15 protein-coding genes and 1 pseudogene are annotated in these 16,168 nt (G+C 57.3%); 13 read left to right on the top strand and 3 right to left on the bottom strand.

All coding sequences use genetic code 11. The features are described 5' to 3' along the window. Window positions 1–19 precede the first annotated feature (19 nt). From DSM107133_RS09840 to DSM107133_RS09805, 8 genes and pseudogenes are all read left to right on the top strand, one after another. A complete protein-coding gene (locus DSM107133_RS09840; protein WP_114293542.1) occupies window positions 20–1,633 on the top strand; it encodes an IS66 family transposase in 1,614 nt (537 codons plus the stop codon). Beyond that, window positions 1,633–1,929, top strand: a complete 297-nt coding sequence (locus DSM107133_RS09835) for a hypothetical protein (RefSeq protein ID WP_114293541.1) — start codon at window positions 1,633–1,635, stop codon at window positions 1,927–1,929. The genes DSM107133_RS09840 and DSM107133_RS09835 overlap by 1 nt, the downstream gene beginning before the upstream one ends. A 2-nt stretch (window positions 1,930–1,931) precedes the next feature. Beyond that, a complete protein-coding gene (locus tag DSM107133_RS09830; RefSeq protein WP_243253539.1) occupies window positions 1,932–2,183 on the top strand; it encodes a chemotaxis protein CheW in 252 nt (83 codons plus the stop codon). After that, the gene (locus DSM107133_RS09825) at window positions 2,180–2,638 is read left to right on the top strand and encodes a chemotaxis protein CheW (protein ID WP_114292649.1); all 459 of its coding nucleotides are present in this window, start codon (window positions 2,180–2,182) and stop codon (window positions 2,636–2,638) included. Before DSM107133_RS09830 ends, DSM107133_RS09825 begins: the two co-directional genes overlap by 4 nt. Next, the gene (locus DSM107133_RS09820) at window positions 2,635–3,546 is read left to right on the top strand and encodes a protein-glutamate O-methyltransferase CheR (RefSeq protein WP_240310456.1); all 912 of its coding nucleotides are present in this window, start codon (window positions 2,635–2,637) and stop codon (window positions 3,544–3,546) included. Before DSM107133_RS09825 ends, DSM107133_RS09820 begins: the two co-directional genes overlap by 4 nt. Further along, window positions 3,533–3,919, top strand: a complete 387-nt coding sequence (locus DSM107133_RS09815) for a response regulator (protein ID WP_114292648.1) — start codon at window positions 3,533–3,535, stop codon at window positions 3,917–3,919. The genes DSM107133_RS09820 and DSM107133_RS09815 overlap by 14 nt, the downstream gene beginning before the upstream one ends. Continuing rightward, window positions 3,916–4,254 carry a hypothetical protein gene (locus tag DSM107133_RS09810; protein WP_114292647.1) on the top strand — a complete coding sequence of 113 codons (339 nt, stop codon included), beginning with the start codon at window positions 3,916–3,918 and terminating at the stop codon, window positions 4,252–4,254. Before DSM107133_RS09815 ends, DSM107133_RS09810 begins: the two co-directional genes overlap by 4 nt. 285 nt (window positions 4,255–4,539) lie before the next feature. Then, window positions 4,540–4,632: pseudogene (locus tag DSM107133_RS09805) on the top strand (transposase); the annotation flags it as partial. Window positions 4,633–5,507: 875 nt separating this feature from the next. Here DSM107133_RS09805 and DSM107133_RS09800 read toward each other — a convergent pair. Then, a complete protein-coding gene (locus DSM107133_RS09800) occupies window positions 5,508–5,882 on the bottom strand; it encodes a chemotaxis protein CheD (RefSeq protein WP_240310455.1) in 375 nt (124 codons plus the stop codon). Between the two features lie 207 nt (window positions 5,883–6,089). Further along, the gene (locus tag DSM107133_RS24995; RefSeq protein WP_205387776.1) at window positions 6,090–8,909 is read right to left on the bottom strand and encodes a methyl-accepting chemotaxis protein; all 2,820 of its coding nucleotides are present in this window, start codon (window positions 8,907–8,909) and stop codon (window positions 6,090–6,092) included. Window positions 8,910–9,448: 539 nt separating this feature from the next. On the opposite strand from DSM107133_RS24995, the gene DSM107133_RS09785 reads away from it, so the two are divergent. Genes DSM107133_RS09785 through DSM107133_RS09765 form a run of 5 tightly spaced genes read left to right on the top strand, consistent with a single transcriptional unit; the run spans window position 9,449 to window position 15,045 of the window. Further along, window positions 9,449–10,528, top strand: a complete 1,080-nt coding sequence (locus DSM107133_RS09785) for an ABC transporter ATP-binding protein (RefSeq protein ID WP_114292643.1) — start codon at window positions 9,449–9,451, stop codon at window positions 10,526–10,528. 2 nt (window positions 10,529–10,530) lie between these two features. Then, complete coding sequence (locus DSM107133_RS09780) at window positions 10,531–11,463, top strand: ABC transporter permease (protein WP_114292642.1); 933 nt, start codon at window positions 10,531–10,533, stop codon at window positions 11,461–11,463. Next, a complete protein-coding gene (locus DSM107133_RS09775) occupies window positions 11,456–12,256 on the top strand; it encodes an ABC transporter permease (protein ID WP_114292641.1) in 801 nt (266 codons plus the stop codon). Before DSM107133_RS09780 ends, DSM107133_RS09775 begins: the two co-directional genes overlap by 8 nt. 27 nt (window positions 12,257–12,283) lie before the next feature. Then, window positions 12,284–13,309: an extracellular solute-binding protein gene (locus DSM107133_RS09770; RefSeq protein ID WP_114292640.1), complete on the top strand. Its 1,026-nt coding sequence runs from the start codon at window positions 12,284–12,286 to the stop codon at window positions 13,307–13,309. Between the two features lie 56 nt (window positions 13,310–13,365). Then, the gene (locus DSM107133_RS09765; protein ID WP_114292639.1) at window positions 13,366–15,045 is read left to right on the top strand and encodes an amidohydrolase; all 1,680 of its coding nucleotides are present in this window, start codon (window positions 13,366–13,368) and stop codon (window positions 15,043–15,045) included. Between the two features lie 504 nt (window positions 15,046–15,549). Here DSM107133_RS09765 and DSM107133_RS09760 read toward each other — a convergent pair. Beyond that, window positions 15,550–16,167 (bottom strand): ABC-type transport auxiliary lipoprotein family protein, encoded by a 618-nt coding sequence (locus DSM107133_RS09760; RefSeq protein ID WP_114292638.1) that lies wholly within the window; start codon window positions 16,165–16,167, stop codon window positions 15,550–15,552. Window position 16,168 lies beyond the last annotated feature (1 nt).

Genomic DNA, 16,168 nt, shown 5'->3' with positions numbered 1-16,168 from the left:
ACTTTTGGTAGTCAGGCGCATGTCGAAACACGCCGAAAACCTCCCCGATGACCCCGCTGTGTTGAAGGCGATGATCGCGGCTTTGCAAGCGGAGAATGCCAAGATATCGGCTACGTTGCGGGTTCATGACCAGCTGGTTCAGGCGCTTCGCCTGCGGATCGCCAAGTTGCAGAAACTGGCCTTTGGCAAATCCTCGGAAAAGATCGAGCGCGAGATCGAACAGTTGGAACTGGCGCTGGAAGATTTATTGGTCGCGGTGGCTGAAGGCGATGAAGCCCCCATCGACGAAGGGCAGGATGAACCGTCACCAGACACTGCTGATGCGCCCGCTTTGCGCCGCCGACCACGGGTTTCGGATACGACCCCGCGCGAGCGTCGTGAACTGGACCCCGGCACCTGCTGCCCTGACTGCGGCGGCGACCTGCGCGTGGTAGGCGAGGATGTCAGCGAATTGCTGGACATGATCGCCGCCCAGATGAAGGTGATCCAGATCGCCCGGATCAAGAAATCCTGTCGCCGTTGTGAGCGGATGGTGCAGGAACCGGCCCCCAGCCGTCCGATCCCGGGCAGCATGGCAGGGCCGAACCTGCTCGCACATGTGCTGGTCTCGAAGTTTGACGACCACCTTCCGTTATATCGCCAACACGAGATCTTCGCGCGAATGGGGGCAGACATTCCCGAAAGCACGCTGGTAGGCTGGTGTGGCCGCGCCATGAAAACCCTGTCGCCGCTGATCGAGCGGATCGAGGCTGACATCATGGCCAGCGACCTGCTGCATGCGGACGACACACCCATCCGGGTGCTGGATCGCTCTTTGCGCGACAAGGGGCTTGGCAAAGGGGTTAAACAAGGCCGGATCTGGGCCTATGTGCGCGATCAACGCCCTTGGGCGGGGGCATCGCCACCGGGTGCTGTCTATCGCTTTGCGCCAGACTGGAAGGAAGAGCATGTTCTCGGCCATCTGGCCAACGCCCGCGGCATCCTTCAGGCTGACGGCTACAAGGGTTATGCCAAGCTCTATGAGCCTGACCCCGATGGCACGCGGCGTTTACGCGAGGCGGCCTGTTGGGCTCACCTGCGCCGAGACTTCCACGATTTTTGGGCCTCGACCAAGTCCGAGATCGCCCGCGAGGCACTCGACCGGATCGGCAAGTTCTACGATATTGAACGAGACATCAACGGTCAGCCCGCTGACGTCCGTTATGCGACGCGTCAAAAGCTCAGCCGCCCACAAGTCGAGGCCTTCTTTGTCTGGTCCGAACAACAGCTTCTGCGCATCCCGGGTAAAAGCGACCTGGCCAAAGCCTTCCGCTACGGCCTCAGTCGACAGGAGGCCTTCAGCCTATTTCTGACCGATGGACGTGTGGCCATCGACAACAACCCTGCTGAACGTGCCCTGCGACCGATTGGAATTGGACGTAAGAATTGGTTATTTGCAGGGGCAGATACCGGTGCGGAAACCTTGGCCCGCGCTATGACCATCATCGAAACGGCCAAGCTCAACGGCCTTGACCCGCTGGCCTATCTGGCTGACATCTTCGACCGTATCCACGATCACAAGATCAACCGGCTGGATGAACTGCTGCCGTGGAATTGGGTGCCGCTGGCAACTGCACAATCAAAGGCCGCCTGATGGCTGCGGTGACCCATGTTTGCACTATCGATTACGTCGCCAGAATGTTGGGTGAGGATGCCGAACTTCTTGAAGCGATCATCTACAACGACGACAACCTGACCTATGGAAACATCGTCAGCATCTACGTCGGACCCGACGAAACAATCACCGCACTGACCGATGACGGGATCGAAGAGTTGAAGGAAATGATCCGCGCCGCTCGCATCACCAACAAAACATGGCATGAGTTCCTTGATAACTTCGTGGATGACACCGATCTGGTGACACGCATCAAAGCTAAATCACTGCGGTAGCAATGGGGCGGTTACTGTTGATCGCTGACGAGGCTGGCAGTCGTGCGGCGCTGATCGTCGATGAAATTCAGGACCAGCGTCAGGTTGTTATCAAAGGTCTGGACGAAAGTTTTTACCGGGCCCCGGGGATCGCCGCGGCCACAATCCTCGGAGACGGACAGATCGCCCTGATCCTGGATCCTTCCGACATCATCGCACAGGCACAGGGCAGCACCATGGCCCCTGCCCCTAACCTGATGGAAATGACATCATGAGTGACATAAAATCCAGCACGCCCGTTGAACTCTTGACCTTTCGGTTGAGCGACCAGGAATATTCGCTCGACATCATGTGTGTCCGCGAAATCCGTGGCTGGACCCGTACCACCCCCCTGCCACATGCGCCCAGCTATATGAAGGGTGTCATTAACCTGCGTGGCACGGTGTTGCCTGTCATGGATCTGGCCGAACGGCTGGGTTTGCCACCCCGCGAGCATACGGACCGCAATGTTATCATAGTGGTCAAATTCGAGGAAACGATGACCGGCCTCTTGGTCGATGCAGTGTCGGATATCATTGCATTGACTTCAAGCGACCTGCAACCTCCGCCGGACGCTGCATCGGCCGGTGGCCCGGGTGTTATCAAAGCACTTACACTACTGGATGACCGGATGATCCGTGTTCTTGAGTTGTCCGAAATTGTGCCGACGCTACAAAGCGATGCAGCATGATGTTGCCTGAAGATGACACTGAGGTCGAGCTGTCGTTGGCAACCCTCGAAGCGCTTCATCAAGTGTCATACCACGCGGCGGGCCTGATCCTTGCCCCGGAAAAAGCGCGCATGGTGCAGTCGCGCCTGCGTTTCCGTCTGAGAGAGACGGGACTCACAACATTCGAAGCATATCTGGCGCTGGTTCGTTCGGATGCTGGCGCCAGTGAGCGGCGTATGATGATTTCGGCACTGACAACGAATGTGTCGCATTTTTTTCGTGAACCGCACCACTTTGAAATACTCGCGGATGAAATTTTGCCCTTGGCGCAATCACAGATTAAACGCGGCGGACGGTTCCGAATTTGGTCTGCAGGTTGTTCCAACGGACAAGAGGCATTTTCGATTGTGATGCATTTGCTGGACCGAGATCCCAGTTTGTTAAATGCAGATTTTCGCATTCTGGCCACAGATATTGATCCAAAGGTTATTTCTTTTGCGCGTGCAGCAATTTACCCGGATCGGATGATCGAAGGCATACCTGAGAACTTGCGAACGCGCTTTATGGAACCGACTTTAGTCAAGGGACAGCCGGCCCATAAAATGATCGATACGGTCCGGCACCTGATACGTTTCAAAGAACTGAACCTGATGAACGCCTGGCCCATGAGTCACGTTTTTGATGCCATTTTTTGTCGCAATGTCGTCATCTACTTTGATGGGCCAACGCAAGAGTCGCTTTGGCCGCGATTTCATGCTGCTTTGGCACCCCAAGGTCGGTTGTTCCTTGGTCACTCCGAACGGGTGGGCAATCCAGATGCTGTTGGCTTTGTTATCTCGGGACCGACGACATATTCCAAATCACAATCTCAGAAATCCAGCACATCAAGCACTTACGACAAACAGGGGAAAACAAATGGCTCTTCGTGACCAAATCCGGATCATGGTCGTCGACGATATGTCCACCAGCCGCGGTCTGATCACTCAGGCCTTGGACGGTTTTGGAATTCAGACGGTCTATACCTCAGATGATGGTGCCGCTGCATTGGTTCAGTTGCAACGCACTCCTGTCCATCTGGTAATTTCCGATTACAATATGCCCAATATGGATGGCTTGAATTTCTTGCATCACCTGCGCAGCCAGCCTGCGACACAGAAAATCGGCTTTATTCTGATCACCGGGCGCGCAGAGCAACAGATCATTGATCATGGCCGCAAGTTGGGTATGAACAATTACCTTAAAAAGCCGTTCGAACCCATTGACTTAAAACGGTGCATCGAAACTGTTGTAGGACCGCTATGAGCAATAATACCGTGGACATTCCATTGACCGTTCGCACAGGCGCGCATCTGGCTGAACTTGCCGCCCAAGTGCGGCAAGTCGAGCTGTTGATTGGTGCCCATTTCAAACATCTGGATATGACCGAAGCCGACTTTCTGACGGGAATGCAAAAGCTGGACTATTTGCACCAGTCGTTGATGGATATTTCAGAGCTGGTCAGACGGTTTCGCGAGCCAGAACTCAATAAGAGTTCTTTAGGTGACACAGTGCGTCTTGAAAGCACACGGCGTCTGATTGATGATCAAGCACATTCAAATGTTCAACATGGAAATGCGGGTGCATTGGATTTGTTCTGAGATTTTGTTGGTCTGAACCTGGGCTGCGCATTCGACCTGATGGGAAACATTAACCGCAGGTGTTAAACTGCCGGTCGTTTCGTTCAATACCGGAAGTCGAAGAAAGTGCGTTAGCGGTGTCCGAGCCACACATTGCTCGCGCCGGCGCGAGCAGCGAGGTGGTACCCATCTTATGATGGGAGTGCGTTTCGCAATGATGCTCAGACTGCTTTTCTCAGATCGCTCGGGGTTGAGGTTTTCGAGAGCGGGCACCGGCGATGGCCGGAGGCCGTAAAGGCGCAGGCCGTCGCGGAGTCTCTGGAACCGGGGGCAACCGTCAACGCCGTAGCTGGGCGTTACGGAGTGAAGCCGAACCAGCTTTCTGCGTGGCGATGTCTGGCCAAGCAGCGCAAGCTGGTCCCGCCCGCCGTCGGGATGGCGACTGAACCGACGACCTTCGCGCCGCTGGTGTTGTGCGATCCGGAACCTCCGCAAGCACCGGAACCTTCCCCGCAACCAAGTGGCAAACTGCGGCTGATCGTCGGGGACGTGGCGATCGACCTCGCCGCCGGCACCTCGGCAGCGCGGATTGGCGGTGGTGAATGGGGCTTTGTCTGCTGCCAAAGTGAAATAACCCTGGAAAATCTGAAAGTTAGCCAGGCAATTCCCCTATCTTTGAAAGGATACAAGAATGGCGTAACCACCCCATTGGCACCGCCTGCCTGACGGTGGGCGATGATCTAATATACATCTCGAAAGACGTCGGTCACGCCATGTCTTTTGCGGGGTCTGCGATGCGTAGTGAGATTCTTGGCCTGAAGCGGCGGCGATTCTGGCGCGTTGATGACAAGGTCCAGATTATCATGTCGGTTGGGGCGACGGTGACACAGGTGGCACAGTGCCCCGAGATTACGTGGCAGCAGCTTTATTCTTGGATGCATGACTTGAAGAAAAAGAGTCTGTGGTGGAGGCCTTTCTATCCTTTGGACATGCCCGTGACGGGAGGCGTGCCGTTGGTTTGAATGCCCGAGCGATCCAACAGCCCTGTCGGAGTTGCACCATAAACGCGTCTATTGGACTCCACAGCGCATTGGAACTGAACCTTCGGATCAAGATCAAACCACGCAAGCGATTGAAGCAGGATGTGCCGGACGCCTTGGCGCTGCCCGAGGGGCCATACATCACCCGATAGATGGGCCATGGCAGGTCAACACACGAAGACACAGATTTCCGCGCAGAAGGAAAAAGCCTTACTTCTGCGGTGTCGGCTATTTTCAGAACAACTCCAGATCATTACCCTCTTGATGCGCCGGAACTATTGGCTTGGGCTCGACAATGCGGTCGCTGGAAATCCGTTGCAGCACTCTGCCGGTCGCAGGCCAGAAGCGAACGTTGCGCGCATTTGTTCCGCCGAATGAATGTCCGTCGCAGACGATGCCTTCGCGGGCGAGGAATTCAAGCGTGAACTGGGCATTGGATTCACCAATGTCCGATAATCCATCAACCATGCGTGCGCCACCAAAGGCTTTGGCACGAAGCGATTCACGCCGTGCGCCAGCTTTGATCAGTTCATTGATCAAAACCTCCATCGCATTGACGCCAACAAGGTTGTCGGTCAGATCTGCGTCGCGGCGCACAGTAAGCAACATGTGGTTCATTCCCCCGACTTTTGCCTCAGGGTCCCAAAGGCAACATGCGACACAAGACCCGAGCAACGTTGTTATTACGACGTTCGGGTCAGTCGATGCAGCGTGCTGTCCTTGGGTAATATGCATACGGGTTTCGGTCATTGCATATCCCCCAACCTGTCGTCACGGGTCAATTTTGATCTCCTGCCGTGCAGATGCCTCATTTCGTCAACCCGCCTGCTTTGTTTTCAGGTCTTCGTGCACCGCAGCCTGCGGTGTTTCGAACAGTGCCAGTGTGTGCAGCAACGCTTCGGATCGCGTCAATAATGACTGACTTGCAGCCGTGGTTTGTTCAAACATTGCCACGTTTTCCTGTGTCGCTGCGTCGATACCGCTGAGCGTTTCGTTGATCCCCCCCAACCCGTCCGACTGTGACTTGCTGGAGCGGGCGATGGCATCGACCTGGTCGCTCATCTCGGTGACGGAATTGGCAATTTTTGTAAGTGCTGCGCCTGTCTGGCGAAATCTGTCGACACCATTGCGAACCTGATCACCGGATTGCGCAATCAGTCCGTTGATTTGCGAAGCCGCCTCGGCGCTGCGTTGGGCCAGTGCGCGTACTTCGGAGGCCACAACGGCAAAGCCGCGCCCCGCTTCCCCAGCACGCGCGGCTTCAACGCCCGCGTTCAGCGCCAGCAGATTGGTTTGAAAGGCAATATCGTCGATGACCGAGATAATATGGGCGATTTCCGAACTGGAATTCAGGATGGCTGTCATTGCCTCTTCGGCATCTGCAAGTGCTGCGGTGTTCTGCTCGGCTTCTGCACGGGTTTGGGCCACGATCTGACTGGCAGTGTCGGCGCTTTGCGCCGCGGTCTGAACACTTTCCGTCATGCGATCCAAAGCGCTGGCGGTTTCGCGCAATGCCCGTGCCTGGCTTTCTGCGCGCCCTGACAGGTTCGCCGAAGCGGCGGCAATGTCATCCGATCCCGCCCGCATAAGAACGCTGCTGTCCGACACTTCACGCAACGCAGCGCCCAGCTGGCGGGTTGCACGGTTGAAATCCTGTCGCAGCTGTTCGTATTCGGCACTGAACGGTTCGTTCAGGGTGACTGTCAGGTTGCCGTCGCGCAACTGGGCCATTGCCTTGCGCAATGTATCAACCACGCGTGCCTGTGCCACCTGCATATCCTGGCGTTTTGCTTCGGCAGATTGTAGTTCTGCGGCCGAACGGGTCACGTCATTGCCCAACAAGGCAAGCGTCAGAACGTTGCCCTCACGGTCGGATACCGGTGTCAGGCTGCCGTCCACAACGGTTTGCGTTCCGTCGGGGGCACAGAATGTCATCTGGCCCGACCAGCGATTGCCGCGCAACAGGTGCGACCACTCCAACCCTTCGGCGCTTTGGATCAAATCCTGCCATTGCGCACCGGCGCGTGCCTGTTTCACAGCTGCATCAAACAGGTCGTTGCTGCGCTCAAGTTGTCCGAGGGGGGAAAACTCTGCTTGCAACTGATGGCGTTCGATCGTGTCGAGCAATGCCGATTTTCGTCGGGTCTCGGTGATCAGAGTCCATTCGATGACCCAACCGTGATTTTCACCATTGCCCGTGCCTATTGCATTGATTTTGATCCCCAGATGTTCATTCCCGAGCGTCGCTTCCGCGGTCAGCGGAAACTGCTCAGACAGCTGTATATGATCCAGTGTCGTTTGCGGTATGAATGACAAATCGTTTAGGGGAATACCTATCAATGCGTTCGGGTCCAGATCCGGGCAGGCCGCGATAAATTCGACCTGCAAGCCCTGAAACAGACGTACAGCTGACGGTGTCATGCCCGCAATCGTGCCGTCCGTTTCAACGATCATCAACGCGGCCGAACTGGCCTCGAGCGCGGCATTCTTTACGGCGATGTCGCGGCGTGTTGCTTCGGCCTGTAGCAGGGACAGGCGGAATTCGTCCAGTGTTTGGGCGATTGCACCAATTTCGTCGCGGCGGGTTCTGACAGGTACGTCAACGTCATATGCACCGGTTCCGATTGTCGCCATACTGTCGCGTACCTGGGCCAGCGGGCGTACCATCGAACGTGCGACAAGCAGCCCGCATAATGCCAGGAAAAACATCCCGATAGCCCCCTGCTGGACCATGATTGTGCGCAGTTGGTTGGCAGTTGCGATCAAATCGACCAGCGGCGTTTGCGAGATGACCTGCCATGGCTGCCCCGCAACGTCGATTGTTTCATGCGAGACCAGCAATTCGGCATTGGGCGCGCCGCTGCGTTCCAATGATCTGTCGGCGTGCAGGCTGTTCGGATCGGCCAGGGGTGTATCCGCCCCCAACTTGACCTGTATGGTCTGGTCTGGCGCAATCAGATAGGTAACCGTGCCTGCCCCCAAGACTGCCGAACGGTTCAGAATGGTCGACAGCCGTTCATCACTTACCCGGTATGCGATTGCCCCGATGGGCGACCCGCCACCGTCCCGGACAACGCTGGCAAACATGGCAGACGATGCTGCGCCCGCCGGATAGGGTTGAAAGGGCAACAGAACCGCACTGCCCTCTGGCACAGCAATTGCTCGATCCAGCGCATCGCCGAGTGCTGATGGTGGTGTGACCTGAGCAAAGTCATCCAGTTTGAACACACTGTACAGAACACGACCGTCGCGATCCAAAAGATAGACGTCCTCGAACCCGTTCTTATGCGCGATGGACTGGAAAAATTCGTGATATTTCTTGTGATTGCGGGAATATGCCGATCTATCCTTGGGATATATCAGCGTATCCCGTTGCGTCGCTTCCGCCGGGTTTTGCACAATAAAAACGTCGCGCAGGTATGTGTCGGCGTCATCGCCCAAAGCGGCCCAGGCGCCATCAAACGAGCGTAAGGCATTGACCACATTCGGGCTGGTCGATTGAAATGCTATGTCCGAAAGCGCTGCGTCGAACCATTCGGAAACCTCCTGGCGCCGTGCTGCTGTTGCCAGCCTTATGCGATCCTCCCCTTCGGCGATCAACGCCGAGCGCGCCTCTCTGAAGGCGAAAACACCCATCAAAGTGGTCGCTGCAAGCCCCATCAAAACGATGGCCAAAGGCAATTTTACAGAAAGGCGCATGGTCTTTAGCATCCGATTTGTTGTTCACACGCAGACATTGGCGGCGATTGCCTGCCTCTTGCGGTTATGACGCGGATGGGTGAACAGTCACTTAACCCTATTTGCGGTTTCACAAAATTTCTAAGAGTTGCCCGTGCGCGGAAGGTTTGGCCAACCGGCTGCGACACTGCCCCGGACGAAATCGACCGTCCTGTTGCCATTCAGGTGTAACCGGCGCGGGGAAAGATGCGCTTTAAACGGGCAGAATTTTCGGGGGTGCCAAATTTTCGCTGCGCGTTGCATACTATCGTTGCAGAAACGGAAAATCCGTCCTAACATTTGATCAAATTAATCTGAATTGTCGTCTGCTGGATATGTATCACACTTAAAAAATTGGATATTTGCGTAAAATTGGTGATGCGGATCCGACTCTCGACCTCTCGGTTATGATCAAAACGGGCGCTACAGACCCGTAATACCCAAGGGAGACACTGCCTGTGACCGCAGCGATTAGTGCGCGCAATCTACGCAAAGTATACTCTGGATCGCCGGATGTCGTCGCGCTGGCCGACGCCAGTATCGACATTGTGCACAACGAATTTTTCACCCTTCTGGGGCCATCCGGGTGCGGCAAGACCACGTTGCTGCGCTTGATCGCAGGGTTTGAACATCCGACCTCTGGCAGCCTGACGATGCACGGTGCGGACCTGACGCACCAACCTCCCTACAAGCGGCCCGTGAACACAGTGTTTCAAAGCTATGCTTTGTTTCCGCATATGACGGTGGCGCAAAACATCGGCTTTGGCCTTGAGATGTTGGGAAAACCCAGGTCCGAAATCAAGCGGACCGTCGGCGAAATGATGGAACTGGTGAAGATGACCGAAATGGCCGACCGCCAGACGGGTCAGATTTCGGGTGGTCAACAGCAACGCGTGGCACTGGCCCGTGCGCTGGCCCCGCGCCCCAAGGTGCTGTTGCTGGACGAACCGCTCAGCGCACTGGATTTCAAGCTGCGCAAGGACATGCAGCTGGAATTGAAACGCTTGCAGATGGAAACCGGCATTACCTTTATCTTTGTCACCCACGATCAGGAAGAAGCGCTGACCATGTCTGATCGCATCGCGGTGATGAGTGCGGGCACCATCCGCCAGATCGGCGGGCCGCGTGAAATCTATGACCATCCGACCGAACGCTTTGTTGCCGATTTCATTGGCGATACCAACTTTGTCCCCGCCGAAGTCGCCGCAAACAACGGTACGGATGCGCAGGTCACCCTGTCGTCGGGCAAGACGGTCGTCGCCAAGATGCCCGAGGGTGAGGCCATGCAGGGCAAGGTCACGCTGGCTGTGCGCCCCGAACATGCCAGCATCGGCCCCGAGGCCGACGGGCTGTTGCCCGGCAGGCTGGCCGAGATCGTCTATTTCGGCACCGACACCCATTACCATGTGGCGCTGGATGACGGCACCGGATTTGTCGTGCGACGCCAGAACCGCCCCGACGAAGCGGCAGGCTTTACCACCGGCGACCGGATCGGCGTGCAGTTCGCACCCGGTGTTGGTCAGGTTCTGAGGGACTGAGCATGGCAGAGCTTGCACCCCCCGCACCGCGCACCGCCACCGAAGCGCAAAAACGTGCGTCGCGTGTGCGCTGGATGCTGTTGGCGCCGGCCTTGCTGGTGCTGCTGTTTGCAGCGTCGGGCCCGCTGCTGATCACGCTGATTTATTCGGTGCTGACGCCTGGTGACTATGGTGGCGTGGTCTGGCAGCCCTCGGGCGATGCATGGTTCAACGTGTTCATGCAGCGCGATATTTTTGATGACACGCTCAGCTGGTCCGATGCGCATTTGTCGATCTTCTGGCGGTCGGTCAAACTGTCACTGATGACCACCGTGGGCTGCATCATATTCGGCTTTCCCACCGCCTATTTCATCGCCACACGCCCCAAGAAACAGCGTGACCTGTGGATGTTGCTGATTATCATCCCGTTCTGGACCAACATTCTGATCCGCACCTTTGCGGTGGTAGAACTGATCCGCAACGAAGGCACGATCAACACCTTGCTGATGTGGACAGGCATTATAGACCAGCCGATCCAGATGCTGTTCACCGAATTCTCGATCCTTGTGGGCATGATCTATGTCTATCTGCCGCTGATGGTACTGCCACTGTATGCCTCGATGGAACGGCTGGATTTCTCTTTGGTTGAAGCGGGTTACGATCTGTATGCAACGCGCATGAAGGTGCTGGGACGCATCATCCTGCCGCTGGTCAAACCGGGAGTGATAGCCGGATCCATTCTGGTTTTCGTGCCCTCGCTTGGCGCCTATGTCACACCGCGGGTCATGGGCGGCGGCAACCAGTTGATGATCGGCAACCTGATCGAATTGCAATTCGGGCAGGGGCGCAACTGGCCATTGGGTGCGGCGCTGTCGATCACATTGCTGGCCATCGTGATGGTGGCGCTGATGGCCTATGTGCGCAGCGTCGGAAGCGAGGAGACGCATCATGGCTAAGCGCTTTGAAATTCAACGGATGCCGGGCTTTAGATCCATCGCGACAGTTACCTTTGTACTGCTGTATATGCCGATCATCCTGTTGGTGATCTATTCGTTCAATGCAGGCACCTCCATCGCCATCTGGGAAGGGTTCTCGTGGCGCTGGTATGTGTCCGCCTGGGCCAATGAACAGGTCCAGGAGGCCACGGTGCGCAGTCTGATAATCGCCTTCTGGGCGTCGGGCATTTCGACAACACTGGCGGTTCTGGCCGCCCTGGCCACCACCCGCACCCCACGGTTCAAAGGCCAGTCGGCGGTCTTTGCAATGATCAACCAACCGCTGATGGTCCCCGAGATTGTCACTGCCGTTGCGCTGCTGATTTTCTTTGCGATGATCAAGGTGGCCACGGGCTACACCGGTCTGATGTATCTGGTCATTGCGCACACCGCCTTTTGTATTCCTTTCGCCTATATGCCGATCCGCGCGCGTCTGACGGGGATGGATCTGGCGCTGGAACAGGCGGCGGCCGATCTCTATGCGCCGCCGTTTCGCGTCTTTACCCGCATCACCCTGCCCCAATTGTGGCCCGGTATCCTTGCGGGGGCGATGCTGGCCTTTGTGATCAGTCTGGATGACGTGGTGATTACAGAATTTGTGAAATCCGCCGGCCAGGATACGCTGCCCACCTATATGCTGGGGCAACTGCGCCGCATCGTAACGCCCGAGGTCAACGCGATCTCGACCGTCCTGCTGGGGATCTCGGTGACCATGGTTGTCGCCTTTACCGCGCTCAGCAAACTCAAGACCTGAACCATAATAACAACTGGGAGTCTGAAAATGAGAAAGACACTGACAAGCATTGCCGCCGTGATGGCGATCAGCAGTCCGGCTTTGGCCGATGGTGAGCTGAACATCTACAACTGGGGCAACTACACCAGCCCCGAAATGATCAAAAAGTTCGAAGCCGAGACCGGTATCAAGGTTACAATCACCGATTACGACAGCAACGACACAGCGCTGGCCAAGATCAAGGCCGGCGGTCACGGTTTTGATATTGTCGTGCCATCAGGGACTTATGTGCCGATCTTCATCCAGGAAGGTCTGCTGATGGAATCCAAGCCCAACGAGATGGAGAACTTCAAGAACATGGACCCGCAGTGGGTTGATGTCGAATTTGATCCGGGCCGCAACTATACCGTGCCATGGCAATGGGGCACCGTGGGGGTTACCGTGAACACCGCAGTTTATGGTGGAGACATCAACACCGCCGCCGTGATCTTTGATCCGCCCGAAGAGCTCAAGGGCAAGATCAACGTGGTGCCTGAAATGAACGACGTGATGGGCATGGCGATCCACTATGTCGGCGGCGAACAATGTACCGACGACAAGGAAACGCTGATGAAAGTCCGCGATGTTCTGCAAGCGGCCAAACCGTTCTGGGTGTCGATGGACTATGGTAACATCGAAAAATTCGCCAAGGGCGACCTGGCCGCCGGGGTGAACTGGAACGGCGCGTCATTCCGTTCGCGCGTTGACAATCCGGACATTGCATTCGGTTATCCGCAAGAAGGCTTTCCGGTCTGGATGGACAATGCGGCGATCCTGGCCGACGCGCAAAACGTCGATAACGCCAAGATCTTCCTGAACTTCATTATGGACCCTGAAAACGCAGCGATGCTGTCGTCGTTTGCCCGTTACGCCAACGGCATTGCAGGTTCAGAAGCGTTTTTGCCCGAAGACATGAAGACAGCACCCGAAGTGGTGGTTCCCGAAGAGCTGAAAGGCGCCGCCTATATCGCGCGCACCTGCCCGCCTTCGGCGTCCAAACTGTACACGGCGATCTGGACCGAACTTTTGAAATAAACCCGTTCGCGCGGCCCCTGATCAAGGGGGCCGCGTTTTTCCCTGACGAGGCACATATGACGGCAGATATCATCATTTTTAACGGCAAACTGATCACCTTTGATCCCGACGCCCCGCAGGCGCAAGCGCTGGCCATCGCCGATGGCCGGATCATTGCCGTTGGTGATGATGCGATGGTCAAGGGGCTTGGCGACGTGCAAACCCGCATGATCGACGCCAAGGGCGGCACCGTGTTGCCGGGCTTTATCGACAGCCATGTGCATCTGTTCGGCGGCTCGGTCGAACTGTCGCAGCTGAGCCTGTATGGCGTGCAGGGTCTGGACGGGATGCGTCAGGCGATTGTACCCTATGCCGCCGCCAACCCCGACGACACCTTGGTGTTCTGCGTGATGGCCGACTATGACATTCTTGGCACCGGCCACACGCTGACCCGTCACGATCTGGACACCATCCTGCCCGACCGCCCGCTGGCCATGTTTGCACCCGACCACCATACCGTCTGGGCCAACACGGCCGCGCTGAAGGCGGCAGGGCTGTTACAAGGTGGCGTCGTTGACGCCGGGTCGCAGATTGTTATGGGCGACGACGGTCTGGCCAGTGGCGAGTTGCTGGAACCGGGGGCCTACAGCCCCGTTCTGGCACTGACCCGCCACGCGGGCCGCGAAATGATGGGGCTGACCACAGGCAAGGATCCGGTGCCAGCGCCCACCCCTGCCCAACGTGAGATGGACAAGGATGTGATCGCGGCCGGGCTGAAACATTGCGCCGCCCAAGGCATCACCGGCCTGCATCTGATGGATGGCAATACCTATCAGCTGGAACTGCTGAGCGAGCTGGAAGCCGAAGGTCGCCTGCTGTGCCGCTGCGAAGTGCCCTTTCACATGAAAGGCACTGATCCGGTCGCGCGGATGTCCCGCGAAGCCCCGGAAATGCGGGCCCGCTATCAGGGCGACAAATTGCGTTGCAACCACGTGAAAATGTTCATCGACGGGGTGATCGAAAGCGGCACAGCGCTGATGCTGCGCCCCTACCCCGGTGACCTGGGCAAGGACGGCAATACCGGCGACGAAGTCTTTACCCAGGACCATTTCGTGGCCTGCGCCGTCGAGGCGGACCGCCTTGGGTTTCAGATCGCTGTGCACGCCATTGGCGACGCAGCTGTGCGGCGCACCATCGACGCCTACGCCGCAGCACAACAGGCCAACGGAGCGCGCGACAGCCGCCACCGGATCGAACACCTTGAAGTCATGCACACCGACGACATTCCGCGTCTGGCTGAACTGGGCATCGTGGCGTCGATCCAGCCCGGACACGCGCCGCGCGGCCATATCTTCCCGCCCTCGGGCGTGGGGCAATATCTGCACGACGACCAGATCGCCGGTGCCTATGCATGGCAGGACATCCGCAACACCGGCGCCAGGGTGATCTTCTCGACCGACTGGCCGGTGATCCAGATCGACGTGATGGACACCATCAAGGCCGCCATCGCCCCGCTGGATCTGGGTCCAAAATGGCGCGACCAGACGCAAAGCCTGACCGACACGCTGGCCAGCTATACCCGCGACAACGCCTGGGTCGAGTTCAACGAAGACCGCAAAGGCAAGCTGAAGGCCGGAATGATGGCCGACGTGACCATCCTCAGCCACGATGTAACCACGCTGGCCCCTGCACAGATCACGGATGCCTCGGCGCAGGTGACGATTTGCGACGGAAAGGTCACCTATTCGGCAAGATGAACGCATTGTTTGTGCACTGTATCCGGTAAGGTCAGCATATCCCCGCCGACACGCGCCTTAATCGACAGTTCGCGGTGTCGTGAGCCACACCTGACGCGAGTGGGGCAGCTTTTTCGCTGCTGCGCGCACATGCAGGAAGAATATAGATTTGCCAATATCTTACGCAGAAAACCGTACTGCATCTGGATGATGATCCAATAGAAGAAGAGCCTTGGGGACACCAAAGAAAGAGGGTTCCGTTCGAACCTGACGCAGAGTTAGCCCGCTGGCCAATGCAATGCGCACCGCGTCTTTGCGAAATTCATCCTCTCTTCCTGTGCCCATAGCTCGTCTCCTTTGCAGCATTAACGCCATCAAGGGAGCGGCATCAAACCGTGACAGGTCCAGTCCCTATCATTCGGTTTGCAAAGAACAAAATGTTCCAGGGGAGCAGTGAAACACTGAAGAGTGCTAACTTGATATTGAATGCGACTGTCAGGACAACACCGAGCCTGAGGGCAAGACTTACAGAGTTTGTAAGATCCATTCGGCGGCAGAGGGCAAAAGGACGTTCAGCGCAGCCTGAAATGCAGCGGTGATGGCAGGTGGGCTGTCATTCGTGGCATTTGCCACTTGTGCGAAGCTTTGCCTGCCGAGCACGCGCTGGTCACGGTCGTTCACCACGGTCAGGTCAATCTCGACATGTACGCGAACCTCACCACCGGGTGCCACGACGACCTCGAAAGCATCCATCCGCACAAGCAACGCGGCATCCGGCACCGGTCCGCCCTCACTGCGCCCCACATATCCGATCCGCCCCGTCCCCGCGATGCTGCGCACCAGCAGTGCTTGCATCACCAGCGGGGCCTCGTCGGCCCAGCGGGCGTCGGGCAGATAGGTGATCGTGGCGCCGTCGGACCTTACCATGATGCGATCCGTGGCCAGCGCCGCCGAGGCCTCCGGTCGGGCGATCAGCAGTTTGGCGGCACTGCGCGGTCCCGATGTCGATCCGGCAGCGGGGGCCAGGTCGTAGGTGTCCAATGGCTGTGCGGCCGTATTCAGCGAACCCAGCGCGCCGCACCCGCTAAGCAGGCTTGTCGCGCCCAGCAGGGCGATGCGTCGGGTCAGTATATTCGCTGTCATG

Origin of the sequence: Pseudosulfitobacter sp. DSM 107133 (assembly GCF_022788695.1) — a bacterium.
Taxonomy (GTDB): Bacteria; Pseudomonadota; Alphaproteobacteria; order Rhodobacterales; family Rhodobacteraceae; genus Pseudosulfitobacter.
This window is presented reverse-complemented; position numbering and strand designations above follow the sequence as displayed.